The sequence below is a fragment of the Pseudomonas sp. LBUM1663 genome (genome assembly GCF_059695905.1).
This window is the reverse complement of sequence record NZ_CP166792.1, coordinates 1,548,418-1,574,148: the sequence shown is the minus strand read 5'-3', so window position 1 is coordinate 1,574,148 and position 25,731 is coordinate 1,548,418. Positions and strand designations below refer to the sequence as shown.

22 protein-coding genes are annotated in these 25,731 nt (G+C 59.4%); 4 read left to right on the top strand and 18 right to left on the bottom strand.

Features of this window, described 5'->3' with window-relative positions:
* Positions 1 to 198 precede the first annotated feature (198 nt).
* Positions 199 to 390: a YegP family protein gene (locus tag ACA075_RS07060; RefSeq protein WP_010462174.1), complete on the top strand. Its 192-nt coding sequence runs from the start codon at positions 199 to 201 to the stop codon at positions 388 to 390.
* 153 nt (positions 391 to 543) lie between these two features.
* Here ACA075_RS07060 and ACA075_RS07055 read toward each other — a convergent pair whose 3' ends face one another.
* The 14 genes from ACA075_RS07055 to ACA075_RS06990 all read right to left on the bottom strand — a co-directional run bounded on the left by ACA075_RS07055 (position 544) and on the right by ACA075_RS06990 (position 18,874).
* Positions 544 to 1,248 carry an NAD(P)H-dependent oxidoreductase gene (locus ACA075_RS07055; protein ID WP_497297875.1) on the bottom strand — a complete coding sequence of 235 codons (705 nt, stop codon included), beginning with the start codon at positions 1,246 to 1,248 and terminating at the stop codon, positions 544 to 546.
* 75 nt (positions 1,249 to 1,323) lie between these two features.
* A complete protein-coding gene (locus ACA075_RS07050; RefSeq protein WP_497297874.1) occupies positions 1,324 to 2,739 on the bottom strand; it encodes an aldehyde dehydrogenase family protein in 1,416 nt (471 codons plus the stop codon).
* On the bottom strand, positions 2,732 to 3,922 hold the full coding sequence (locus ACA075_RS07045; RefSeq protein WP_497297873.1) for a pyridoxal phosphate-dependent aminotransferase: 1,191 nt from the start codon (positions 3,920 to 3,922) through the stop codon (positions 2,732 to 2,734). Before ACA075_RS07045 ends, ACA075_RS07050 begins: the two co-directional genes overlap by 8 nt.
* 39 nt (positions 3,923 to 3,961) lie before the next feature.
* Complete coding sequence (locus ACA075_RS07040) at positions 3,962 to 5,569, bottom strand: 5-guanidino-2-oxopentanoate decarboxylase (RefSeq protein WP_497297872.1); 1,608 nt, start codon at positions 5,567 to 5,569, stop codon at positions 3,962 to 3,964.
* 10 nt (positions 5,570 to 5,579) lie between these two features.
* Positions 5,580 to 7,679, bottom strand: a complete 2,100-nt coding sequence (locus ACA075_RS07035; protein ID WP_497297871.1) for an acetate--CoA ligase family protein — start codon at positions 7,677 to 7,679, stop codon at positions 5,580 to 5,582.
* Positions 7,680 to 7,697: 18 nt separating this feature from the next.
* Positions 7,698 to 8,858, bottom strand: coding sequence for an acyl-CoA dehydrogenase family protein (locus tag ACA075_RS07030; RefSeq protein ID WP_497297870.1), 1,161 nt, complete (start codon positions 8,856 to 8,858; stop codon positions 7,698 to 7,700).
* 53 nt (positions 8,859 to 8,911) lie between these two features.
* Positions 8,912 to 9,703 carry an enoyl-CoA hydratase/isomerase family protein gene (locus tag ACA075_RS07025; protein WP_497297869.1) on the bottom strand — a complete coding sequence of 264 codons (792 nt, stop codon included), beginning with the start codon at positions 9,701 to 9,703 and terminating at the stop codon, positions 8,912 to 8,914.
* Between the two features lie 347 nt (positions 9,704 to 10,050).
* Positions 10,051 to 11,463 carry an amino acid permease gene (locus tag ACA075_RS07020; protein WP_497297868.1) on the bottom strand — a complete coding sequence of 471 codons (1,413 nt, stop codon included), beginning with the start codon at positions 11,461 to 11,463 and terminating at the stop codon, positions 10,051 to 10,053.
* Between the two features lie 190 nt (positions 11,464 to 11,653).
* The gene (locus tag ACA075_RS07015) at positions 11,654 to 13,915 is read right to left on the bottom strand and encodes an ATP-binding protein (protein ID WP_497297867.1); all 2,262 of its coding nucleotides are present in this window, start codon (positions 13,913 to 13,915) and stop codon (positions 11,654 to 11,656) included.
* Positions 13,912 to 14,685 (bottom strand): substrate-binding periplasmic protein, encoded by a 774-nt coding sequence (locus tag ACA075_RS07010; protein WP_497297866.1) that lies wholly within the window; start codon positions 14,683 to 14,685, stop codon positions 13,912 to 13,914. Before ACA075_RS07010 ends, ACA075_RS07015 begins: the two co-directional genes overlap by 4 nt.
* Before the next feature lie 5 nt (positions 14,686 to 14,690).
* On the bottom strand, positions 14,691 to 15,407 hold the full coding sequence (locus ACA075_RS07005; RefSeq protein WP_497297865.1) for a response regulator: 717 nt from the start codon (positions 15,405 to 15,407) through the stop codon (positions 14,691 to 14,693).
* Between the two features lie 92 nt (positions 15,408 to 15,499).
* On the bottom strand, positions 15,500 to 16,147 hold the full coding sequence (locus ACA075_RS07000) for a TetR family transcriptional regulator C-terminal domain-containing protein (protein ID WP_497297864.1): 648 nt from the start codon (positions 16,145 to 16,147) through the stop codon (positions 15,500 to 15,502).
* A 103-nt stretch (positions 16,148 to 16,250) separates the two neighbouring features.
* Positions 16,251 to 17,558 (bottom strand): Xaa-Pro dipeptidase, encoded by a 1,308-nt coding sequence (locus tag ACA075_RS06995; protein WP_497297863.1) that lies wholly within the window; start codon positions 17,556 to 17,558, stop codon positions 16,251 to 16,253.
* 35 nt (positions 17,559 to 17,593) lie between these two features.
* Positions 17,594 to 18,874 carry an OprD family outer membrane porin gene (locus ACA075_RS06990; RefSeq protein ID WP_497297862.1) on the bottom strand — a complete coding sequence of 427 codons (1,281 nt, stop codon included), beginning with the start codon at positions 18,872 to 18,874 and terminating at the stop codon, positions 17,594 to 17,596.
* A 332-nt stretch (positions 18,875 to 19,206) separates the two neighbouring features.
* Between ACA075_RS06990 and ACA075_RS06985 the strand changes: the two genes are divergently transcribed.
* Positions 19,207 to 21,168: an oxidoreductase gene (locus tag ACA075_RS06985; RefSeq protein ID WP_497297861.1), complete on the top strand. Its 1,962-nt coding sequence runs from the start codon at positions 19,207 to 19,209 to the stop codon at positions 21,166 to 21,168.
* A 67-nt stretch (positions 21,169 to 21,235) separates the two neighbouring features.
* A complete protein-coding gene (locus tag ACA075_RS06980; RefSeq protein WP_497299207.1) occupies positions 21,236 to 21,835 on the top strand; it encodes a cupin domain-containing protein in 600 nt (199 codons plus the stop codon).
* A gap of 95 nt (positions 21,836 to 21,930) precedes the next feature.
* Here ACA075_RS06980 and ACA075_RS06975 read toward each other — a convergent pair whose 3' ends face one another.
* The 3 genes from ACA075_RS06975 to ACA075_RS06965 all read right to left on the bottom strand — a co-directional run bounded on the left by ACA075_RS06975 (position 21,931) and on the right by ACA075_RS06965 (position 23,201).
* A complete protein-coding gene (locus ACA075_RS06975) occupies positions 21,931 to 22,275 on the bottom strand; it encodes a hypothetical protein (RefSeq protein WP_497297859.1) in 345 nt (114 codons plus the stop codon).
* Positions 22,268 to 22,633 (bottom strand): hypothetical protein, encoded by a 366-nt coding sequence (locus ACA075_RS06970; protein WP_497297858.1) that lies wholly within the window; start codon positions 22,631 to 22,633, stop codon positions 22,268 to 22,270. Before ACA075_RS06970 ends, ACA075_RS06975 begins: the two co-directional genes overlap by 8 nt.
* A 244-nt stretch (positions 22,634 to 22,877) precedes the next feature.
* The gene (locus ACA075_RS06965; protein WP_497297856.1) at positions 22,878 to 23,201 is read right to left on the bottom strand and encodes a hypothetical protein; all 324 of its coding nucleotides are present in this window, start codon (positions 23,199 to 23,201) and stop codon (positions 22,878 to 22,880) included.
* Between the two features lie 310 nt (positions 23,202 to 23,511).
* Between ACA075_RS06965 and ACA075_RS06960 the strand changes: the two genes are divergently transcribed.
* Positions 23,512 to 24,981: a tyrosine-type recombinase/integrase gene (locus ACA075_RS06960; RefSeq protein WP_497297854.1), complete on the top strand. Its 1,470-nt coding sequence runs from the start codon at positions 23,512 to 23,514 to the stop codon at positions 24,979 to 24,981.
* Between the two features lie 36 nt (positions 24,982 to 25,017).
* Here ACA075_RS06960 and ACA075_RS06955 read toward each other — a convergent pair whose 3' ends face one another.
* Positions 25,018 to 25,575, bottom strand: a complete 558-nt coding sequence (locus tag ACA075_RS06955; RefSeq protein ID WP_497297853.1) for a hypothetical protein — start codon at positions 25,573 to 25,575, stop codon at positions 25,018 to 25,020.
* Positions 25,576 to 25,731 lie beyond the last annotated feature (156 nt).

Here is a 25,731-nt window from a genome sequence, read left to right as displayed (position 1 = left end):
TAAGCAGGACCGAGGGAGGTGATGCAAGGGCGAAACTGCGGGGGTTTTGGCCATTAGTGCAGCCCCGGTTGCGCCGGCTGAAATATTTTCAAATGCCTGGAAACAAATGCCTGATGGCCAAAAAACCCAGCTCCGCTAGGCTTGCCCCCGATGCGGCACACAGGTTGTCGCAATGACCCATCGCATGGAGCGAGCAGAATGTATTTCGAGATTTACAGGCAATCCAAAGGCACGCCGAGCACCGGAAAAGGACAATGGCGCTGGCGCTTGAGGGCGGGGAACCACGAGACGATCGCCAGTGGCGAATCGTATGTGAACAAGGCGGATTGCCTGCATGCCATCGGGTTGATCAAAGGGGTTGAGGGTGAAACGCCGGTGAAGGAGATCTAAATCAATTTTGGGTTGAATGCACTGGCCCCATCGCGAGCAGGCTCGCTCCCACAGGGGATCTTCGGTGAACACACTATTTGCGAACCACCGAAATCCCTGTGGGAGCGAGCCTGCTCGCGATAGGGCCCGCAAGAACACCGCAGGCCTGTGAACTCAAACAGGCAATGGATACAACGCCTCATCAAACTGCGACAACCGAGGAAACTGCATCGGCCGGTCATCACTCAGATGCTCCAGACGCTGCTGATAACTCTGCAGGAATCCCTTGCGCGCTTCGTCACTGATGTAAGGCACATGCCACGCCACGAACGGTTCCAGCACGTCAAACCCGACATAGGCCAGCGTGCCGCGCAGGATCGGCCGCAGCATATCCTCCAGCGGACCGTGAATCGCGCCATCACCGAACATATGCTCACGGCCGCCCAGGGTGACGGTAACCAGCGCCTTCTTGCCGCTCAACCCGCCCTGATCGTAAAAACGCTTTCCGCCGTAGCAGATACCCGACACCAGCACCCGATCAATCCAGCCCTTGAGCATGGCCGGGGCCGAGAACCAGAAAATCGGGAAGTTCAGGATCAGCAAGTCGGCCCACAACAGCTTGTCGAGTTCTTGCTGGATGTCCGGCGCCAGCGACTGGCTTTTCACCCCCAGGCGTTGCTCCAGTGCATACACCAGGTACTCGGGATTCTCCCGCGAGGAAAAGTCATCGGCGCTGGCCACCGGATTCCAGTTCATGGCGTACAGGTCGCTGACCCGGACCTCATGGCCCTGGGCTTCAAGGGTCGCCACCGCTTGGTCACGCAGGGCAGCGGTAAAGGATTTCGGCTCCGGGTGAGCGTGGACAATCAATACTTTCATGGCAATTCCCTAAACGTTTACAGGTTTTGTATGGGCGGACGACAACGGTGCGCAGATCGTTTGAATCGCCAAAGGTCACACCTGGATCGCCTTCACTTCCACAAACTCGTTGAGCCCTTCTTCTCCCCATTCCCGGCCATTGCCCGACTGTTTGTAGCCCCCGAACGGCGCCTGATAATTGAACGCCGCGCCGTTGAGAAAGCACTGCCCGGCGCGCAACTGACGCCCGAGTTGCAAGGCGCGTTCGGTGCTGCCGGCCCAGACACCGCTGGACAAGCCGAACGGCGAATCGTTGGCGATCTGAATCGCTTGCGCTTCATCGGCGTAGGGAATCAGGCACAACACCGGGCCGAAGATTTCTTCCTGGGCGATGCGCATGCGGTTATCGACATCGGCGAACAGCGTCGGGCTGACGTAGTAGCCGCGCTCGAACGCTTGCGTTGCATCGCCGCCATACACCAGCCGCGCGCCTTCCTGCTGGCCGACCTGAAGGTAGTCCCGCACGGTGCGCCGTTGCGCCGCCGAACACATCGGCCCGAGGAAACTCTGCGGGTCCAGCGGATCGCCCATGCGCAGGCTTTGGGTTTCGGCAATCGCCAGTTCCACGGCCTCGGCGTAACGACTGGCGGGCAGCAACATGCGGGTCAACGCGGTGCAGGTCTGCCCGGAGTTGATCATCACGTCCTGCACGCCGTAGCGCACGGCGGCGGCCAGGTCCGCGTCTTCGGCAATCAACAGCGCCGACTTTCCGCCCAGTTCCAGGCACACACGCTTCACCGAAGGCGCCGCCGCTTGTGCCACGCGAACCCCGGCGCCAGTGGAGCCGGTGAACGAAACCATGTCCACGTCCGGGTGTTTGGCCAGCGCTTCGCCGACCTTCGAACCCGGACCGCTGACCAGGTTGAACACCCCCGCCGGCAAGCCGATCGTTTCGATCATTTGCGCCAGCAAAAACGCGTGCAGCGGGGTTTCCTGGCTTGGCTTGACCACCACGGTGCAACCGGCGGCCAACGCCGGCGCGAGCTTGCCAATCAGTTGATGCAGCGGATAGTTCCACGGGTTGATGAAGGCGCACACACCGACCGCCTCACGGATGACCAGCGAATTGCCGACCTCGCGCACTTCATCCATCAAGCCGGCGAGTTCGACGTATTGCTCCAGGCCGATGATGGGCCCGTCGACCTGCACCGAGCGGCACCATTGCACCGGCATCCCCAGCTCGGCGGTGATGACGGCGGCCATTTCATCGGCCCGGGCACTTAACTGCTCGGCGAGCGCACGCAGGTAACCGGCGCGAACACTCGACGGCGTCCGCGACCATGGACCGAAGGCCCGGCGTGCCGCAGCCACCGCGTTGTCGACATCGCGCTCATCGCCCAGCGGCACCGAGCCTGCGACTTCTTCAGTGGCCGGGTTGATGACCTCGGCGATGCCCTGCCCCGACGGGGTTTGCCAGCGGCCATCGATAAACAGCGTCTTTTGGTTATGCATAGACTTGGGCTTCCATCAGTTCAGTGGCGCAACGAGTAATTCGCTGGCAGGCGTCACGCAACGGCGCCGCTCCCAGCACCAGTCCCAGGCGAATGTGCCCGGCAGCGCTCGGGCCGAACGCTTCGCCGGCCAACACCGAGACGCCGTGGCGATCAAGCAGGCGGTCGGCGAACGCCTGGGCGCTGAGCCCGGTGTCGCGGATATCGACCATCACGAACATCCCGCCATCGGGTTTCAAGGCGCGCACTCCGGGGCAATCGGCCAGGCATTCGCAGACCAGATCGCGACGTTGGCGATAGGCTTCGCGCATGGCTTCCAGTTCCGGCAAGTTGCTTTCCAGTGCAACGACGGCGGCGTCCTGCACGAAATCCGGCAAACCGTAGAGCATGCACAGCGCGAGGTTTTCCAGGTGTTCGGCCAGCGCCGGTGGCGCGATCGACCAGCCGATGCGCCAGCCGGTCATGGCGTGGGATTTCGACAGGCTGTTGAGCGTCGCGGTGCGCTCGGCCATGCCCGGCAAACTCGCCGGGCTGATGTGTTCGCCGTCGAACAGCAACTCGCTGTAGACCTCATCGGAAATCAGCCACAGGTCGTGAGTGATGCACAGCTGCGCCAGCGCCTGCCACGTGCCGCGGGACAAACTGGCGCCCGACGGGTTATGCGGACTGTTGAGCGCGAGCGCCCGAGTGCGTGGAGTGATGCGTGCAGCGACGTCTTCAGGCAACACCCGAAAACCGTTTTCGGAACGCACCGGCACCGGAATCACCACCGCACCGCAGGCACCGAACACCGCTTCATAGGTGACGTACATCGGTTCGGCGACGATCACCTCGTCGCCCGGATTCAGTACGCACTGAGCCACGCAGAACAACGCGCATTGCGCCCCGGCGAGCACGGTGACCTGCTCCGCCGAGACGTGCTGACCACTGCGTTTGGCGTAATGCCGGGCGACGCTTTCACGCAGTGCACGTTTGCCACGCACGTCGGCGTAGTGGGTATTGCCTGACAACAGGCTGTCGATGGCCGCCTGCACAATCGGCACCGGCGTGTCGAAATCCGGGTCGCCGACTGACAGCAGCAGGATGTCTTCGCCCTGTTCCTGCAGCGCCAGTGCGCGGTAATGAATGTCCCAGGCGGCAGCGCCGTCACCAGCAATGCGTTGAGTCAGATCGGAAAAGCGCATGGCCCCATCCCCTAAAAAAATCCTGTTAAAAAAATGGAGTCAGAGCGCGCACGCATGCTTGAGTTCGATCAGGGTCACGCCGTTGCGCTTGAAGCCGTGGCGCAGATCGGTTTGCAGCTCGGCCAGGCTTTGCGGCTCGGTCACCGTGCAACCGAACGCGCGGCCAAGGGCGGCAAAGTCCGGGTTGCGCGGCAGCACGCCAATCGGCTCGATATCCAGCCCGATCATGTCGTCGCGGATCTGCCCCAGCGCATCGTTGTTCCAGAGCAACACCACCAGCGGGCTGTCCAGTTCTTCGACGGCGGTGGCCAGTTCTTGCGCGGTGTAGAGAAAACCGCCGTCGCCAACCAGCACCAGACCAGGCCGCTGCGGCGCGCCGAACTTGGCGCCGATGCCCGCCGGCAAGCCATAACCCAGCGTGCCGTAGCCGGTCGGATGCAACCAGCTGCGTGGCGCCAGGCTGTTGAAGGCATAGTTGCCGGTGTAGGCCAGTTGGGTCATGTCGGTGCTGATGAAGGCATCGTCCGGCAGCTCCGCAGCGATACGTTCGAGAATCGCTTGATGGATCGACTGCAACGGACCGTGGCTGGTTTTCACCGCTTCACGCAGTGCTGCGACAGACGCGATCGCTGAACTGGCATCGCGGTTAGCGGGCGACAGACGTTCCAGCAACGCGGCGAGGGTGTGTTGCGCATCGCCTTGCAGCGCCACCGCGCACGGGTAGAAATCGTTGAACTTGCGCGGGTCGATGTCCACACGCAGCAGTTCGGCATTCAGCGGCAGACGCTCGCGCCAGAAATCGGTGTCGGCCATTTCAGTGCCGACGGCCAGCACCACGTCGGCCTCGGCGATGAGTTGCCAGCCCGGCTCCACGCACAGGGTCGAGCCGGCATTCAGCGGTGCATCCGGCGGCAACAGGCCTTTGCCGGCGACGCTGGTGAACAGCGGCGCGGCGAGTCGGGTGCTGAGTTCATGCACTTGCTGCTGCGCATTCAATGCACCACCGCCGGCGATGATCATCGGCCGTTTGGCGCTTTGCAGCTTGGCCACGGCCTGATCCAGCGACGTGGCGGCCGGTACGCCACGGCTTGGGCGACGCACCACTTCATTACTCCAGTCGCGGCTGACTTTCGCCGACAGCACGTCGAGCGGCACCGAGATGTGCACCGGGCGCGGACGTTCACTGTCGAACACCGCGTAGGCACGGGCGATCAACTCGGGCAGGTCTTCGGCGCTGAGCGCCACCGCCGAGAACGCGGTGATCGGCGCGGTGATTGCGCGCTGATCCTGGGTTTCGTGCAGGCAACCCCAACCTTTGCCGAGACTGGCGGTGTGGTTGACGCTGGAAATCACCAGCATCGGAATCGAGTCGGCATAGGCCTGGCCAATACCGGTCGCGGCATTGGTCACGCCCGGCCCGGTGATGATGAAGCACACGCCGGGTTTGCCGCTGACCCGCGCGTAGCCGTCGGCCATGAAACTGGCGCCTTGCTCGTGGCGCGTCAGCACATGGCGAATGCCGCTGCCGGGCAGGCCACGGTACAACTCCAGCGTGTGTACGCCGGGGATTCCGAACACGGTGTCGACACCGTAGTTGGCCAGCAGGCGGACCAGGGCCTGGCCGCCGGTCAATGTTGTGCTTTGCATGTTCACTTCCTCACTCATGGCCGAGGCGAATCAACGCATCGACCGCAGTCGTGCCGTCGGCACTGACCAACAATGGGTTCACATCGAGTTCCAGCAATTGCCCGGCGTTCTCGCAGGCGTAATCGGCCACCGCACGAATCGCCGTCACCAGCGCGTCCAGATCCGCCGCTTCGCGACCGCGAAAACCTTGCAGCAGCGCGGCACTGCGCAGGCCGAGCAACGCTTGGCGAATCGCGCCGTCGGTGGTCGGCAGCAACAGGCTACGGCTGTCCTTGAGCAACTCCACCAGAATCCCGCCCGCGCCGATGACCAGGGCCAGGCCGAAGTCGTTTTCGCGTTTGATGCCGACGATCAGCTCGGCCAACGGCGGCTTGGCCATGGGCTCCAGCAGCACGTGATCGAACGGCACGTGCGGTGCGTAATCGGCGATGCTGGCGCGCATTTTTTCCAGGGCGGCGCTCAGGGCGGCGCTGTCCTTGAGGTTCAACGCCACGGCACCGGCTTCGGTTTTGTGCGGCAGTTGGGAGCTGACCGCTTTCAATACCAACGGATAACCCAGCGCGTTGGCGTCGCTCAACGCCTCGTCCGGGGTGCTCAATACGCCGTTGGGCGTCTGCAGGCCGAAGACGCGCAACGCTTTTTTCGAATCCCATTCATTGAGCAAGCGACCTTCGCCTTCCAACGCCTGAGGGCAGTGCGGCACCAGCGCCGATTCACCGAGCGCCAGCAACGCCTGGCGGTTACGCTGATAACCCGCGATTCGGCCCCACGCCGCCAGCCCGTCTTCTACCCCTTGCAACGCCGCCACACCTTGGGCATGCAGACGTTCGCGAGCGTGGGCCGGCAGCAATTCCGGGAACGCCGAGGTGACAAAACCGGTCTTGCCGTGGCGGATCAAGGCAGCGCAGAACAGCTCCAGCAGAAGGTCGCATTCCTTACGCTCGCCGGTGAACTCCGCCGGGTAATCAAGCACCAGCATCGCCGCATCGGCTTCGGTGCGCAGGGCGCTGTCGAGCATGCGGTTCAAGGCTTCGCCGTCGCCCCAGATCGCCGTGGTGAAATCCAGCGGATTGACCAGGTTGGCGTAGCTCGGCAGCACCTGCGCCAGTTCTCCGATCTGGCCTTCATCGAGTTTGGGCAGGTTCAAGTCGTTGCGCTCGGCGTAGTCGGCAATCAGCCCGGCATCGCCTCCCGAACAGGCCAGGGCGATCAGTCTGTTGCCCGCGGGCAGCTTGCCGCACGCCGCAGCCTTGAGGGTTTCGACGAAACTCACCGGGCCACTGACGCGGATCACGCCGAGGCGCGCAAACAGACTGTCGTACAGCGCATCGGAACCGGACAGCGAGCTGGTGTGACTGAGCGCCAGTTCGGCACCGATCTGCGACACGCCGGTTTTCAGGGCGATGATCGGAATGCCCTTCTCCAATGCCTTGTGCGCGGCACGGGCGAAACCCGGGACGTTTTTCAGGCCTTCGAGGTGCAAGCCGATGGCGGTGACGCGCGGCTCATCGAGCAACACGTCCATCAGTTCGGCGACGCCCAGTTGCGCCTGATTGCCGACCGAGGCCATGTAGGCCACCGGCAGCGAGCGGTCGCTCATGGACACGTTGTAGGCAAAGTTGCCGCTTTGGGTCAGGACGGCGACGCCCTTCTCCACCGGTTTGCCGCCATGGGCCACCGGCCACAGCGCGGAGCTGTGCAGGTAGTCGAGCAGGCCGTAGCAGTTGGGGCCGAGCAAGGCCATGTTGCCGGCGGCTTTCAGCAATTGTTGCTGCAAGGCCTGGCCTTCTGCGCCGGTTTCGGCGAACCCGGAGGCGTAGCAGATTGCGCCGCCCGCGCCCTTGGCGGCCAGCTCGGCAACACAGGTCAGGGTCAGCTCGCGGTTGGTCGCGATGAACACCGCGTCCGGGCCGCACGGCAGTTCGGCGATGCTGCGCACACACGGCACGCCTTCAAGGCTGTCGTGCTGCGGATTGACCAGCCACATCTCGCCAAGGTAGCCGCCGTCGGCGCAGCGCTTGAGCGCGCGGGCCATGCTGCGGCCACCGATAAACGCCAGGTGGCGCGGTGAGAGCAAGCGTTTGAGGTTGTCACGAATCGTTTGCGACATAGCAATTCTCCGGGCCGGTCAGCGCAACAGTGGCCGCAGCAATTCGCGGGAAATGATGTGGCGCTGGATCTCCGAGGTGCCTTCCCAGACGCGCTCGATCCGCGCGTTGCGCCAAATGCGCTCCACCGGGCATTCGTCCATCAGGCCCATGCCGCCAAAGATCTGCACCGCCTCATCGGCGACTTTGCCGAGCACTTCACTGGCGAACAGCTTGGCCATGCCGGCCTCGCCGTCGGTCATGGTGCCCTGGTCCATTTTCCAGGCGGTGTGCAAGGTCAGCAGTTCGGCGGCGCGGATCTGCGTGACCATGTCGGCGAGCTTGAACGAGATACCCTGGTAGGTGCCGATCGGCTGGCCGAATTGCTTGCGGTCCGCGGCCCATTGCAGCGACACGTCGAGCGCGCGTTGCGCTTGGCCGACGCAGTTGGCGGCGACCATTACACGCCCAGCGGTGAGCCAGGCGTTGGCCACGTCCCAGCCCTTGCCGACTTCGCCCAGCACTTTATTGGCGGGGACACGGCAGTCGTCGAAGAACATTTCAAAGGTGTGGTAACCGCGGTTGCTCACGCACTTTGGACCACGGCGAACGGTCATGCCCGGCGTGTCGCGGTCGACCAGGAACGAGGTCACGGCATTGCGCTGTTTGCCGTTGTGCTCGTAGGTGTCGGTGACGGCGAAAACGATGGCGAAATCGGCGTGGCCGGCGTGGCTGATGAAGTGCTTGCTGCCGTTGAGAATGAAGTCATCGCCGTCGCGCACGGCACGGGTCTTGATCGCGTTGGCGTCAGAACCGGCACCCGGCTCGGTCAGCGCGAAGCAATCGATCTTCTCGCCCTGAATGCACGGCAGCAGGTAGTCGTTGATCTGCTCGCCGGTGCAGGCCATGAGGATTTTCGACGGCCGCGCGACGAACACATGCAGCGCCCACGAGACCTTGGACAGTTCACGTTCGATCAGCGCCTGGGACAGATAATCGAGGCCGCCACCGCCCACTTCTTCCGGCATGTTGAAGGCATAGAAACCCGCCGCAATCGCCTTGCCACGGATCTGTGCCGCCAGCTCCGGGGAGACTTCGTCGGCGCGGTCGACCGCTTCCTCATGAGGCAGCAGTTCCTTGGCGACAAAGCTGCGTACCGCGTCCACCAACATGTCTTGTTCTTGGGTCAGTTGGAAATTCATGGGGCTACCTGTTGTTCATGTGCTGAGTAGGTGTACGAGGCAAGACACCGGGCCTATTGGCCGCTGAAGTGTGCCGGGCGTTTTTCGATGGCGGCGCGCAAGGCTTCGGCGCCGTCTTTGCTGCGACCGCAAAGCAGGCCGGCGGCGAGCTCGGCTTGCAGTTGCTCCGGCAGACTGCGCTGGGCGCCTTCGCGCATGAGTTTTTTGGTCTGGGCGAAAGCGAACGTCGGACCGTTGGCCAGGCGCGTGGCCAATTCAGTGGTCACGTCGTGCAGTTGATCATCGGCGCAGACTTCACCGACGAGTCCGGTGGCCAAGGCACGATCAGCCCCCCACAACTCGTCGAGGAACAGCAGGCGCTTGGCTTGTTCAGTGCCGATCAGGCGCGGCAGATGCCAGCTGGCACCGGCGTCCGGCGAGTAAGCCATGCTGGTGTAGCCGGCCTTGAAGCGCGCCGATTGCGCGGCGATGCGCAGGTCGCAGCACAGCGTCAGGTCCATCCCGGCGCCGACGGCCGTGCCGTTGATGGCGGCGATGGTCGGTTTTTCGAGGCTGTACAAACGGCTCATCAGGGCGTGGGCGGTTTCGGTCCAGCCGTAGATTTCGAGGGCGCCACGGGCTTCGGCTTCGGCCCATTCGGCGAGATCCGCACCGGAGCAGAAACTGCGGCCGCTGCCGGTCAGCACGACAACCCGAACGGCGGGATCGGCGTTGTACTCATCGAGCAAGGCGTGCAGGTTCTTCAGGGTCGGAATGTCCAGCGCATTACGCTGAGCGGGGCGATCGAGGGTGATCCAGGCCACGCCGGCTTTTACCTGGCAGAGCAGAGAAATGTGAGTAGTCATGCGAATCCTCGAATTATTGTGTTTGGCGTGAGGTGATGCGACTTGAGGCCATACTAAACGAGTGTTCAGTAAGACGGCAATTGGCAAGAAAACAGGCTGTAACAACGCCATTTACGTAATAAGTAGTTGATTTTATTGAATTAATTCGTGGCGGCCGACCTTTCGCCGACCGTGCTGTTACAACTTTGAACAACTGCGTGCCGCATCGCCGATTTACAGCCCGCCGCAAACAACTGTGGGAGTGAGCCTGCTCGCGATGACGGAATCCGGTTCAACATCTCTGTTGACCGATCCACCGTCATCGCGAGCAGGCTCACTCCCACATGGTTTTGTCTTGGTGTGTGCGGTTACGCCGTCGGCACGCTCGCTGCCAGCACCGCCTGGCGCTTGCGTTGAGTCAGGAAATACGCGGCATAGCACACCGCGATAAACCCGAAGCCCCAATACAGCGAAGGGCGCTGCGTCTCATCCAATGCCAGGAACACGAACAGCGAACAGCACAACGCGATGCACGTCAGCGGCAACAGCGGGAACCATGGCGCGCGGTATTTCAGGTCGCTGAGCTTGCCGCCATCGCGCAGGTAAGCCTTGCGGAATTTGTACTGCGCCAGTGCGATCACGATCCAGGTCACGGTGCCCGACATGCCGCTCACCGCCATCAGCACCATGAACAGCGTGTCCGCCGCGACGAAACTGGTCATCAACGACACCAGCGCGAAGCACAAGGTAATGCTCAGCGCCCGCAACGGCACGCCGCGCTTGCTCAACGGCGACAGGCTTTTCGGCGCCATGCCGGTCTTGGACATGGCCCACAGAATACGCGTCGAGGCATACAAGCCGGAGTTGCCCACCGACAGAATCGCCGTGAGGATCACGAAGTTCATCAGGTCGGCGGCGTAAGGAATGCCGACCATGTCGAACACCTGTACGAACGGACTTTCCATCAATCCAGCCTGCTGCCACGGCACGATTGCCGACAGCACCACGATCGCCAGCACATAGAAAATCAACACGCGAAACACCACGTTGCGCACGGCACGCGGGATGCTTTTTTCCGGCTGGTCGGTTTCGCCGGCGGCCACGCCCATGATCTCGCAGCCCTGGAAGGCGTAGACCACGGTCATCATCACCGCGAACACCGCAGACAGGCCATTCGGGAACAATGAATCGCCGATCAAGTTGGACGCCATCGGCGCCGGTGCGCCGCTGGTCAGCGGGATGGCGCCGAAAATCACCAGCACGCCGACCACGATAAAACCGAGAATCGCCGCGACCTTGATCCCGGAGAACCAGTATTCCGCTTCACCAAAAGCGCGTGTCGCCAACGCATTCAGGCCGAACAGCACCACCACGAACAGCGCCGACCAGTACCAGATCGGTATGGTTGGAAACCAGCGTTCCATCAGCATGCCTGCCGCCGTGAACTCCAGGCCCACAGTGGTCGCCCAACTCATCCAGTACACCCAGCCGATCATGAACCCGGTGGCCGGCCCGATGTATTTAGTTGCATGGGTTTGAAAAGAGCCGGAAACCGGCATGTGCACGGACAGCTCGCCCAGGCACACCATCACCAGGTACATCAGAAAACCGGCGACCAGGTAGGCCAGAATCGCCCCCACCGGCCCGCCCTGATTGATCGTCAAGCCAGAGCCCATAAACAGCCCGGTACCAATCACGCCGCCCAGGGACAACATGAAAATGTGCCGGCTCTTCAGGGCGCGGGTCAGATGGATGCCTTTGCGTTCGGTAGCTTCGCTCATATCGGCACCTCAATAATCAGCAAGGTGCGCGTGGCGCAAGGACGGATGAGCTTTACGGCGGTTCATTATTATTATCTCCAATAAGCTTCGAAGACCGCGCTGTGGCGGTTGTCTCGATTATTGGAAGACCATGTAAGCTCACGTTGACCTTAAAGCTCGAAGTTGTAAAAAGTCGTAACAAACTTGTACGTCAGCTGTGCAGCAGGTCGGTCAGCGTCTGTTGCGACTGCTGCAATTGCGCATGAACCTGCGGCGCCAATGCGCGCAACCTTGATTCGTCGTTGACCAGAGCGGCCTCCTCCAGCGCGCGTAAAACAGTGGCCAACGCACGGAAGCCCAATGAGTCGCTGCTGCCGGCCAGGCGATGCGCCAGGTGAGCGACTTCGGTGCAATCGTCGGCTTCGATCGCTTCCGTGAGCGCTTCGCGATGCTGACTGATGGAATCGCGCAACACCGCCAGCAACCCCTGCAGTTTCTGTTCACCGAGCAAGGTGCGGTGAGTGTCCAGCAACGGCCAATCCATCGCCTCGTCAACAGGTTGCGGCGCGGGTATTGGTGAATGCCCGGCCAGGGCCTGACGCAGATTGTCGAGCTTCAGCGGTTTGGCGAGGATGCCGTCCATCCCGGCATCCAGATAACCGCGCACCAGCGCCGGTTGCACGCTGGCGGTCAGGGCGAAGATTCGGCTTTGGCGGTTCGGGCCTTCGGTGCGGCGAATCAGCGAGCACAACTCGACGCCGCTGATACCCGGCAGGTGCACATCGAGCAGGATCAAATCGAACGTCTGCGCGGCACATTGCGTCAGCGCCTGCTCACCGTCTTCGGCGAGCCAGACCTGATGCTCGTCCCGTTGCAGCAAGCCGCTGACCACTTCACGGTTAAGCGCCACGTCCTCGACCACCAGAATCTTCAGCGGCCTGCCGGGTTCGCTGCTTGACGCCACATCGGTGGTGCCGGTCGACGGTTGCAACTCCACTTCGAACCAGAAACAGCTGCCCTGCCCGACCTGACTTTCAACACCGATCTGCCCACCCAACTGCTCCACCAGATGTTTGCATATGGCCAATCCGAGACCGGTTCCGCCGAAGCGCTGCGCCACCTCCTCGCTGGCCTGAGTGAAGCGCTCGAAAATCTTTTCCTGCACCGCCGGCGCAATGCCGATGCCGTTGTCCGTCACGCTCACGCGCAGCCGTTGACCGGTCTGTTGCGGGTTGGGAGCCAGCAGCACGACCTCGACTCTGACCTCTCCACCCTCGGTGAACTTGATCGCGTTGGCCAGCAAATTGCTCAACACCTGACGCAAGAATTGTTCGGCGCCGTGGTGACGATCAGCGACCTGCGGATCCATCCGGCAGTGCAGCGTCGAGTCGTTGCTCAACGCCCGCGGTTCCAGCAGCGTCAGCACCTCATCCAGCAACTGTCGGAGTGAAAAATCCACCGCTTCCGGGTGACTGACACCTTCCTCCAGCCGAGCGAAATACAGCACTTCATTGAGAATCGACAACAACCCTTCGCCCGCCTTGTACAACGCATCCAGGCGCTTGCCATCGCGCTCATCCAGACGTGCGCCGCGCAGCAGCTCCGCCATGCCGAGGATACCGTTGAGCGGGGTGCGCAGTTCGTGGCTCATGGTCGCCAGAAAGCGTGACTTGGCGAGGTTGGCCGCCTCGGCTTCGTCCTTGGCACGCATCAGACTGGCAGTGCGGCGCTCGACCATTCGGAACAGTTCATCGCGGTTGTCTTGCAGCGCCAGCCGATCGGTTTCCCGGCGGTCAATGTCACTGACGATCGCCCGGCGCATGTCGTCCAGCGCATAGGCCACGGTGTCGATCTCATCCGGGTGGACGCTGCGCCGCTTGTCCAGATGCATCGGCTCGTACCAGTCACCGGCGGCGATGCGCCGCGCAAACTCGGCCATGACTTTCAGGTGCCGGGTCACCAGGCGGTAAAACAACCACGATAGCGCGACCGCCAGCCCGCACAGAAACACGCTCATCCACAGCAAACTGGTCAAACCGGTGGCGTACAAACGCTGATGCACGGCGCCCAGATCGGTGCTGACTTCCAGTTGCCCGAGATGCCGCTTCGGCCCGGACGGCGGTTGATAGTCCAGTTGAAAACGCTCGATGCGCAGCGGCCCGATCGGCGCCGGATTGCCTTGCAGCAAGTCGAAATCCGGGCTGGTCAGGCGAACCCGCGTCACGTCGGAAAAATCCACCAGTCCGCGCAATTGCACATTCAGTTGTTCCTGGTTCAAATCCCAGAGGCTGCGCTCCAGGCTGGCCAGATAACCGGCGCGAATCAACGCCATGCGCGAATCGATCTCGCGCATCTCGCGGCGGTATTCGAAGTACAACTGCACGCTGCTAGCCACCACGGTGAAGCACAGGCTGAACAACAGAATAAACAGCAGCAGACGCCGCAGCAGTCCACCGGGCCGGGCTCGAATCATTTCTTGTCGGCCGGCAGTTTGATCATGTCGCGGTAAGTGACCTGACTTTCGTGAAGTAAACGATCGACCTCCCCCGAGTCGACCATGCGCTTCAACTGCGCATCGATTTCAGGCATGCGCCCCGCCAGCGCAGAACGGCGCGACACGGCCACCCGCAAGTAATCCACGCCAAAGGAATTGGGCAAGGCGACGATGTCTTGCGCCCCTGGCAGGGTCTCGACCCGCGTCTGCCCGGTACGCCGCTCCGAGACGATGAAGTCGATGCGTCCGCGAATCAGTTTTCCGAAGTTTTGACTGCTGTCAGAGACCATTTCGATGTTCTGATGCTCGGCGACGAAGCGGTCGAACACCACGCCGTAACTTTCACCGAACAACAATCCGCCGCGGTAATTGGCCAAGTCCTCCAGCCGCTCGATTGTCACCGGATGCTGACGATTGATGAACACGGCGACTTCTTCGCGCAACACCGGGACAGTCGAAAAGATCATGCTCTGCTCGCGTTCCGCGGTGCTATACATCAGCACCACGTCGACCCGGCCTTCGGCGGCATCGCGCACGCAGCGATTCCAGTTGTCCAGCTCGACGATTTCGACTTCGTAGCCCAGCTGTCCAAAAAGCGCTTTCACCACGCCGGGCGCTACGCCGCGCACCTGTTTGCCGTCACTCCAGGAGATCGGGGGGTAGACCGGATAATCGCAATAGCGGACTTTGTCCGCCGCCATCGCGCTGTCGGCGAGCAACGCCAACAGCAAGCAAAAACGTCGCAGCATCGTATTCAGGCTGCCACGCTGGCGGTGAACAGATAACCGGCGCCGTGGATGGTGATGATCAATTGCGGCTCGGCCGGGTCATCGTGCAACTTGCGTCGCAGACGTCCGACAAGCACGTCGATGGAGCGGTCGTTGGGCACCCATTCGCGGTTGCGAATCTGGTCCATCAGTTGATCGCGGCTCAGGGTGTGACCGCTGTTGCGCAAGAACACGCTGAGCAATTGATACTCGCCGTGGGTCAGCAGGGTTTCGCTGCCGCTGTTGTCGATCAACCGTCGGCGATCCGTGTCCAGGCCCCAGGCGGCGAACTGTTTGACCGGTCGAGAAATGGCTGCAACCGATTTAGGCGTATGGGCATGACGCACCCGGCGTATCAGGTTCTTCGCCCGGGACACCAGTTCGCGTGGATTGAGCGGTTTGATCACGTAATCATCGGCGCCGCACTCAAGGCCGACGATGCGGTCGATTTCATCGTTGCGCCCGGTGATCAGAATGATCCCGACTTCCGAACGGACCCGCAGCTCCCGGGTCAGGGTCAGGCCGTCCTTGCCGGGCAAGCGGATATCGAGCATCACCAGATCGACCGTCTGGGTCGCCAGAAAGGTTTCAGCCAGCTCCGCGGTCGCGGCGCAATGCACCTCGTAACCTTCCTGGTTCAAGTAAGCCTGCAGCAGTTCGCGAATCAACGGATCGTCGTCGACGATCAATACTCGAGGAGTCATCGCATGGTGTCCTGCGTGTGCCCGTAGGCGTGTTTCTTATTAGAGTTTTTTCCTGCATCGACGCCTGAGAGTATCCATTGCTGAACGATCGATCAACAGCCCGTCGTCTGCAAACAGAAACGCTGACGTCCACCCGCCTGCAAACCATCAACCCAGGCTTCGCAGATCTGCATGCCCTGTTCAGGGGTAAAGGTGCCGGGGTTGAGTCCTGACTCCAGCCACAAACCGTCGAGTAGAGCACTGAGGCTGATGGCCGCCAGATCGGCGTCGAAGTTTTCCCAGCCCTCTTCATGCGCCAGTTCGGTCAGCACCTTGCGCAAAATGCCGCGATACTCGCCATAGGAATGTTCGTGGGCGAGGTTGATCGCCTCTGCAGTCTTGACCGCGCCCCAGAACGCCAGCCAGGCGTCGAGCAGTTGCGGGTCCAGCAATTCAGCGGAAAACGAGCCGCGGAAGAACGCTGACAGACGCTCGCGGGCATTGGGGGCCGCTTGTTCCATGGCGGCGCGCAGCAACCCCATGACCCGACCGGTCACTGCCAGGTACGCCTCGGCGACCAGTTCGTCCTTGCCGGAATAGTGATGACTGATCAGACCGACCGAGACACCGGCCTCGGCGGAAATCTTGCGTATTGATGCGCCCTGGAAGCCGTCGCGCTTGAGGCACACGAGCGTAGCCTCGATGAGATTGGTTTTGCGCAGCTCCGGCGTCATTCTGGAAAATCGGACTTCCTGAGTCATGAGGCGGCGTTCCTGGAGGCGAGGGTTGAGCTCTGTATGAGCCGTTCGCGAGCTGAACGACTGTACAGCAACAACCCTCGCCTACTCCAGATGTTGAAGCTTTTTACATATCGGGCAGTACATCAGGTGGAACAATCGCACCGCCCTTCATCACGACCGGTGTTTTTTCAAGGATCGAGATGTCTGCGAGCGGATCACCGTCGACAGCGATCATGTCAGCGAATCGACCCGAACTGACGGCACCGACGTCTGCCTGCCAATTGAGCAGGTCAGCGGCAACGACAGTCGCGGACTGGATGGCCTGCATCGGGGTCATGCCGTACTTCACCATGTAGGCAAACTGTTTGGCATTGGTGCCGATCGGATAAACGCCCGCATCGGTGCCGTAGGCGATTTTCACTCCAGCCTTGACCGCTTTACGAAATGCCTGGCGCTGTACGTCGGTTGTTTCAGTGTTCTTGCGCAAGTAACTTTCAGGCCAGTTTTCCTTGCGCCCCACTTCATCGATGTAGTCACCGTTGTAAATATCCATCACCAGATAAGTGCCGTTGTCTTTCGCCAACTTGATGCCCTCATCATCCAGTAGCGAGGCATGTTCAACGGATCTGACACCTGCGCGGATAGCGGTCTTGATGCCTTCTGCACCATGGGCATGAACGGTGGCATAGCTTTTATGAACCTTGGCCTCCTGTACGACGGCGCGCATTTCTTCTTCGGTCATTTCCATTTGGCCCGGCTCGGTACCTTCGGCCAATACGGAACCGGTGCCCATCATCTTGATGGTATCGACGCCGTGCTGGAACAGATAACGGGTCTTCAACTTGGCGTCGTTTGCATCACGGTAAACGCCGACGCGCATATCCGCCGGAATCTCCACGCCGGGGGCAAATCCGGTCACTTCGCCACCACCGCCCGCGACGGTGATGTAAGCCCCGACGACGTTCATCCGTGGCCCCAGCACCCGATTCGCGTTGATTGCATCACGCAGTGCGACGTCGGTGAAGGCTCGATAAGTGCCCAGGTCATGCACGGTTGTAAAACCCGCACGCAACGTTTGATAGGCGTGTTTCGCGCCCATGAGCGCAACATCCTGAGGGGAATGCAGGAGCGGCTCAGCCACGTTGTTGGTCATGTCCCAGTCGGAGATATGCGTGTGCATATCGATCAGACCCGGCAGGACCGTCTTGGCGGACCAATCAATCACTTTGCTATCAGCCGGTGGAGGACTCCACGGTTCCACGGCAACGATGCGCTCACCGTCAATTTTGATGCGTTGATCGGTCAGCACCTTGCCACGCTCGACATCCACCAGGCGGCCGGCATGGATGTACACCGTGCCGGCTTGTGCGGACAACGCCATCGACGACAGCGCAATAGCCAATGCCACACACTTTATTGGAAAGTTTTTCATGTAGAACCTCTTGTTTTGGACGCAGGGCAAACGACTCAGAAGAGATCGAGCGGGTATTCGGTGATAATCCGCAGTTGTTTCACACTGTCACCGGTAAAGGCGTGTTCGGCGTAACGCACTCGCACGGACAGATCTTTCAGGGCGCCACTTTCGACAACGGTTTTTATATCCACATCACGTTCGATCTGTTTATCCGCGTGAGCAAAATAAGCATACAGTCCGTCCGGATCGACTTTTTCATTGTCGATATCAAACCCATAGATATACCGAAGCCCCAGCGTTGTTCGTAAATAGCCAGTCGAGCCAAAATCATATTCGTAGCCAATTCCTACTGACTGTTCACCGGGACCGTTGAAGTCCCCATACTGCGAAGAGTTCGCCAAATAGATCGAGTCCATGTAAGTGCCGTCTGACGACATCAAATAATCAAACGGTTCACTGCCATGCACTTTTTGATAACTCAGCGTAACGGTGTGTGGGCCATTCCCATAGGCCGCCGCCAAGGACCACGCGGTGACATTTATATCACCGGCATTGGCCTGCCCTTGATCCAGCGAACGATAAAGATTGAAGTCGAAGCCGAGTGTTTGTTCATGGGGCAGAACAAAGCTGTAGTTGGCGTTGAAGTAATACTGGCGCCACAAGTCTTCCGCACGAGACACATAAAAGCCGACACCACCCTCCTCGAAGGGCTGGTAGGTCAAACCGGCATAATCGACATCGCCGCTATCTACGCCAGCGTAACCGGCCTTGAAACCACCGTCATGGTTCGTGCTTGTATAACCCCTGGAGGAATAGAAGTGCCCAATGTCGATGCTGATTTTGTCGATATCATCGCTTAATAACTGTATGCCTCTGGTCGTCATCGGCATGAGACGCAAGTCGGGTGTTGCAAACACAGGATTATAGGGACGCAGATCGCCATACTTGATAATTGTGTTGGACCATTTCATTTTTACAGAGCCATTGAGTGTCGATGACTCTGTTCTTTCACCCTCACCCTCGGCAGGAAACATTCCCGTCCCCACTGTGCCACGGCCACCATCCAGTTTGTAGGCGGTATAGGCACTTGCATCAATACCGAATCCGATTTCACCTTGTGTAAAACCGGATTGATAGTCCATCAAAAAGCCCTGCCCCCAACCTCGCGCATCGGGATAATCGGACAGTGAATTTCGATTGAAGTACATATTGCGTGCCAGTACTTTGGCTGCCCCACCCTCGACAAAGCCTTCTTGAGGATCGGCAGCCTGCACTTCCAGAGAACTTGCTGACATTGAAACTACAAACATACCCAACAGGGAACGCTTCTTCATTGGAGGCCTCAGGGCTTGTTTATTATTGTTTTATGCAACGCCTGTACAACCCAATGGTAGTCAGAGCCAATCCGTAAATAACAGCATTGAAATGTATAGAGTTGACGACCATTTGTAAGCCGAGTAACAGCATGTAACGTCGCCGACACATAAAAAACAAAGGCCCTGCCGTGCATTTCCCGGTTCGTCCCCCGGCAGTCATGCAGAGAGGAATCGCTTGAGAACGCCAGTAAATAAATCAGTTGATTTTTTACTATAGGTAAATTCTTATAGAAAAATAATAATGCCGAAAACCGGCCTTTCGGCTTCAGCCTGCCTGGAGTAATCGCACCATGTCGACCGCTTCCCCTGCCTTCGCGCACCTGTTCGAACCGTTGCAACTGCGTGGCAAACGCCTGAAAAACCGCATCATGTCCAGCGGTCACGACACCTCGATGCCCACCGACAACGTGGTCAACGAGCAACTGATCGCTTACCACACCGCGCGGGCCGAAGGTGGCGTCGGGCTGATTGTGTTGCAAGTGGCCGGCGTGCACGACAGTGCGCGGTACACCTCGCACGTGCTAATGGCCACCGACGACGCTTGCATCGAGGGCTATCGAACGATCGCTGAGCGTTGCCATGCGCATGGCACCGTGGTGCTGTCGCAGGTCTTCCATCCGGGTCGGGAAATCATGGAGTCCAGCGATGGCTTGCTGGCCGTCGCTTACTCGCCGTCGGCGGTGCCCAACGAGCGTTTCCGGGTGATGCCGCGTGCGCTGGATCAAGCGATGATCGACGAGATTGTCGCCGGTTACGGTGCCGCGGCCCGACGCCTGTATCAGGCCGGAATCGACGGTGTGGAAGTGGTCGCCAGCCATGGCTACCTGCCGGCGCAATTCATCAACCCACGGGTCAACCGTCGCACCGATGACTACAACGGCGAGCTGGAACAGCGCCTGCGTTTCCTGCGTGAAGTGATCGCTGCGGTGCGCGCCAACACTGATGAGCACTTCATCGTCGGCCTGCGCATTTCCGCCGATGAGCGCGACCCTGAAGGGCTGACCGAGGACGAATCCCTGGCCGCCGTACAATCGCTGCAACCGATTCTGGATTACGTGCACATCGTCGCCGGCACCTCGGCGTCTTTAGGCGGCGCTGTGCACATCGTGCCGCCGATGGCGATCGAAGCCGCTTATCTGGCCAAGGAAGCTGGAACGTTCAAGGCCGGGTTGTCGATTCCGCTGTTCGTCACCGGGCGCATCAACCAGCCGCAAGAAGCCGAACTGATTCTTGCCCGCGGCCAGGCCGATGTCTGCGGCATGACCCGCGCCCTGATCTGCGACCCGCAAATGCCCAACAAAACCGACACCGGCCACGTCGAAGACGTGCGCGCCTGCATCGCCTGCAACCAGGCGTGCATCGGCCACTTCCACAAAGGCCTGCCGATTTCCTGCATCCAGCACCCGGAAACCGGTCGCGAACTGATCTTCGGCCAGCGGCAACCAGCCGCCCAACGCAAACGCATCATGATCGCCGGCGGCGGACCGGCCGGGATGAAAGCTGCCGCGGTGGCCGCCCAGCACGGACATGACGTGACCCTTTACGAAGCCAGCTCGCAACTCGGCGGCCAGGTCTTGCTGGCGCAACTGCTGCCTCGACGTGCCGAGTTCGGCGGCGCCAGCACCAACCTGCAACGCGAAATGGAACTGGCCGGGGTGCGCGTCGTGCGCAACACCCGTGTCGACCGGGCGTTGGTCGAACGCGAACGGCCGGACATGGTGATCGTCGCTACCGGCGCCGAACCGTATTGGCCGGCCTTCGAGCGCGGCGGCGAATTGCAGGTCGTAGACGCCTGGCAAGTACTGCGCGAGGAGGTGCAAATCGGTCGTTCCGTGGTGGTCGTCGACTGGCGCGCCGACTGGATCGGCCCCGGCATCGCCGAACGCCTGGTACGCGCCGGGCACCAAGTGCAACTCGCCGTCAACGGCACCCATTGCGGGGAAAACCTGCCGCTGTACGTGCGCGATCAACTGGCCGGCGAACTGCACAAACTCGGCATCCCGATCACCCCCTACGCCCGCCTGTACGGCTGCGACGACAACACCGTCTACCTGCAACACACCGCCAGCGGCGAACCGATGCTCTTCGAAAACATCGACACTCTGGTGCTCTGCCAGGGCCACCAACCCGTCGATACCCTCGGAGCCGAACTGCAAGGCCTGGTGGAGTTTCGTCGCATCGGCGATTGCCTCGCGCCTCGCACCGCCGAAGAAGCCATCTATGAAGGTTTGAAAGTCGCCTGGGCGCTTTGAGGCTGTTTTATACTCCGGGGCTTTTACACACCCCGGTTTGGAGCACGCCATGAGCAACAGCAGCAAGATGCCGCCTGCCAGCAGCGCGCTCACACAGGACAGCGCCACGGCAGAGCCGCATTTTCTCGGCACACGGATTCGTGGGTTGCGTAAACGTCGGGGCATGACCCTGGCGGAACTGGCGCAAATGAGCGAACTGACGGCGGGGTATATCAGCCAACTGGAACGGAATCTGGCTTATCCGTCCATTCCTGCGCTGTTCAATATCGCGCGTAGTTTGGGTGTGACCATTCAATGGTTCTTTGCCAGCGAGGGCAATACGGCGCCTGAAGATAACGGCGTTGTGGTGCGTAAGAACACTCGGATGAGCGTGCATTATGAAGATGGGATTGTGGATCAGCTGCTGACGCCGCAGCCGAATCGGCAATTGGAGATGCTGCACTCACGGTTTCCGCCCGGGACCTACAGTCAGCAGAGTTACAGCCATGAAGGGGAAGAGGCTGGGTATTTGCTGTCGGGGAGTTTTGAGCTGTGGGTGGGGGAGCGGCATTTCCAGCTGAGTGAGGGGGATAGTTTCAGTTTTTCGAGCCAGGAGCCGCATCGGTATGGCAATCCTGGGGAGGTGGATGCGGTGGTGATTTGGGTGATTACGCCGCCTTCGTTTTGAGGGGTTGGCGACCTCAGAGCGGAGACAAAATCAGGGTGTCGGCAAATTGCACGAAAAAACCGGCGTTTAGCCGGTTTCTCTTTTTACTCGCTCATTTACAACCAACCGAACCCTTTTCCCATCATGGCTGCCAAGCCTAGCGCCGTGGTGATCAACGCGCCGAACAGTAAACGAAAATCCGTTCGAGCTTCTTTGCGGTGCTCCCGAAAATCCGTTCGAGCCTCTTGACGGTGCTCGCGAAACTCCACGCGAAGGTCACCGACGTCACGCCGGACGTATTCGATATGCGTCTCAAGTTTGGATACTCGCGGTTCCAATGGGTTTTCTCCTGGAGGACCTGGTGGTCTTCGTCCATTCTCGTCAGTGCCACTTCTTTTGTTGCTCGGGAAGCGGTCGGGGTAATGCTCATCAAGGTTTACCAGCACAAAAGGTTCACTCATCGCAGACCTCCAGCGCTACGGTTTTGCTGCTGTCTTCGACGACGATATCTGCCAGCACATTGAGCGAATGCAGGCGAATAAATCCGCAGTACTTGCAATTAAGCATCACCGCCGGCGTGCCGGAGTGTAAATACTCTTTGCCACACGCCCAAGGCAACCCTACACCCGTCGCCCCGGCCTGAAGTGGTAACTCCCACTCATCATGCTCACAGAACGGGCACTCGGTATTCTTTATCCGCGCTTTGAAAATGTTGGCCAACCGCCCGGTATCCAGATGAAGAACACTGGACATTGGCTTGCCTCGTGTCACCCCAGTCTGATCATCACTCTGAAAACCTTCTTCACTACTGCTGTACATCGCTACCTCCTCCTTGAGGGACTAAATCATCGATTAACCGATCAACCAGAAGGTGGTGCGTAACGTCCAGCCACCTGCTCGACCGCGAAGTCATTACGGATGCCTTCGCTGAAAAACGAATATACCTTCGATCAATCTCGGACGTATCCGCGTGCGAAGTAGGACGATTCGTTTGTTTGTGTCAGCCTGGAATTTTGCCTGTGAGATCCGTCCGCGGGGCTCTTGCGAAAGCTACGAGCCAAGGTCACAGGTTTCTCTGATGAGTCGGGTCTTCGGTTGAAAAGGTCAGTGGCCGTTCCGGCATTGCACCGGCACTGCCTTCAGGTTCTGCTTGAGGTCTGGAAATGATCGGGGCCACCAGTCGCAACACACCCCTTTCAATCAGTGAAAGCAGTCCAAAAGTGATGAAGCCAAAAATCAGCCCGACAACCAGAATACTCAATGGGTGAATTTGCACGGCGTCAGAGCTGTCCAGCATGTAGAGAAAAGCCTGAACAGCGACGGCCACGCAGGCCGCAACAGCTGCTATCAGCTTGATAATCAACCAAAGCCGCCGCCATCTGTTCATTCTCTCTCCCGCTATCCGGTGATTTAGCTCTTTATTGCATGATAGCTAATGAGCGGGATGCGCTTTGTATTCCAGATCCATCGGTGCGGCTTTGACCGCTGGTCGAGAAAAAAACTAAAACGCCAGAAACGAAAAAGCCCCGTAACTTTTCAGCTACGGGGCTTTTTCTATGTAATGGCGGAGAGATAGGGACTCACCATAAAGAAGGTTTTCGACCAACAAGGCCAGTATTACGGGGCTTTCAGAGCGCATAGTAGTACAATCGAGTAGTACAATCCGCTGTACCACTCCCCCACTTCACGGCGCTCCCATGGCAGACAACTTGATTCAGAAGAAAGGTGAAACCACGTGGTACGTGCGACTGGCAGTGCCTGTGGATGTGCAAAAAGTCATTGGCTGTAAGGTGCTGATTCAGTCGTTGAAGACCGGACTCCGCAAGGAGGCAATGGATGCACGCCTTCCAATCCTCGCCAACTGGAAAGCTCGTATAGCGACGGCTCGGGCTGGCAAGCCATTGCCACCAGACTGGCAAGAGTCGCTGGCGGGGATGCTGGAAACGGTGGACAGAGTAACGAAGCATTCCAAGATGACCCGCATTGGTGTCGCTGGCCCTGCACCTTATGTCGTAACTGATCCAACTGAAATGGCGCAGTTCATGGAGGACAACCCTGCCATGGTGGACGCTCTCAAGGGAATGATTCAGAAAGGACGCCAAACCTCCATGGGTCTTTTCAAGCTTGATGACGAAATGGGGGCAGCGTTCAAAACCGCAGTGGCTCAGCGGTTTGAAACTCACTACACGCCCACCGCCGATCAGAAGGAAGAGATCAGGATGATTGCGGCTGGTGATGGTGATGGAATTCGTAAAGTTAGGTCGCCAATCACCAAGCAGCGTATCGCTACGTTCCGCCAGTATCGTGAAACGCGGAATGTCGCTGACAAGACGATGGATCAACAGGAATCGAAGCTGGAGAAGCTGTCGGCATACCTGGCCAAAGAAGGAAAGCCGCTCGACTTCGATGCTGTTTCAGCGTGGCTCGACTCCCTCAAGCTAGCAAGCAAGACCCTCACCCAATACCTGTTGGCTGGTAACGTCTTCTGGAAATGGGCGATGAAGCATGACACTCGCTGGCGTGAAGACTTCAAGGACAAGGCCAACCCGTTTGATAACCATGAGCTACCGCAGACCCGTGGCAAGGAACGTGCAGACCGTCAGAGAAAGGACTTCCAGCCAAAAGAGATTACGGAGCTTCACGCTGCCGCGTTAGCCGCTGACCACACGACGCTGGCTGACTTGATCCTCTTGGGTGCGTACACCGGTGCCAGAATCGAAGAACTGTGCCAGTTAAGAGTCGAGCACGTGATAAAACCGGACGGCATAGCAAGCTTCGACATTGTAGATTCGAAAACCGCAGCGGGTATCCGGGTAGTACCTGTGCACCCTGCCCTGTCGAGCATTGTCGAGCGCCTGAAGAACGACTCTAAGGATGGTTACTTGATCCCATCTGACAGCAAGAACAAGTACGGCATACGTTCTGACGCGCTCTCAAAGGCGTTCGGCAGACTCAAAGAAGCGCACGGCTACGGCTCCCAGCACGTGTTCCATTCGATCCGCAAGACGGTTATCACTCAACTTCACAGGGCTGGCGTGCAAGGGCCACTGATTGCTGAACTGGTGGGTCATGAAACTGGAATCGTGACCTTCGACGTTTACTCACAAGGCGCGTCTTCGATTCAAAAATTGGAAGCCATTTCCAAGCTTCCTTCCCTCACTGTCTGAACAACTCAGTTGGCAGAATTGGGATGAGGAATTTTCTCAGACTGCCAGCGATGATAGCGGCGAGCCGGGAGCCAGAATATATGCTCGCCCGGCTTGAGTTAGGGTGACAGGCGTATTCCACATTCCATAACCGATATGGATCAAATTCCATCCTCTCAAAACATCAAGAGCGCCATCACACATTAATTGGGATAACCCAGCAGCACCGGCAATATCATTTAGGCTTAAACCGTCAGGCTTCTTCGAATGCGCGACGATAGCCGCCATCACCTTATGTGCACTGTCAGTGAGAGGTGGCAGAGTCGGATTCAGTTTTGCCGCTGCTTGGCTCAAGTCTCCAACGGTTTCACGGGCAAACAAGGCTAAGAGAGCAATCATCGTGATAAGAGCCACGGGAACCAAGACGACCAGCCAGAGTGGCAAGGTTACGGGATGGACAACCCATTCATAGGCGCCCACCAGACAACCCCAAACGCCATAAATCACAGGCCCAACATTCTCCCAGTTGTCTTCAATCAATCTTTTGACGATAGCGCCACCACCTGCCAGTGACAGCGACCCCAATGCCCCCAACACAACCGTCTTTCGTTTCATTCGTCTGAGACACCTGATGATCATTCCAGAATGCTATCAGAACGTGTGCGTGCGGAGATAAGTACCACGACTGCATACATCCAACCCACTCCAGCGGCCATAGTCCCACACTATCAGCCTATAGCACTCCAATTAACATAAAGACATTGACTTCAT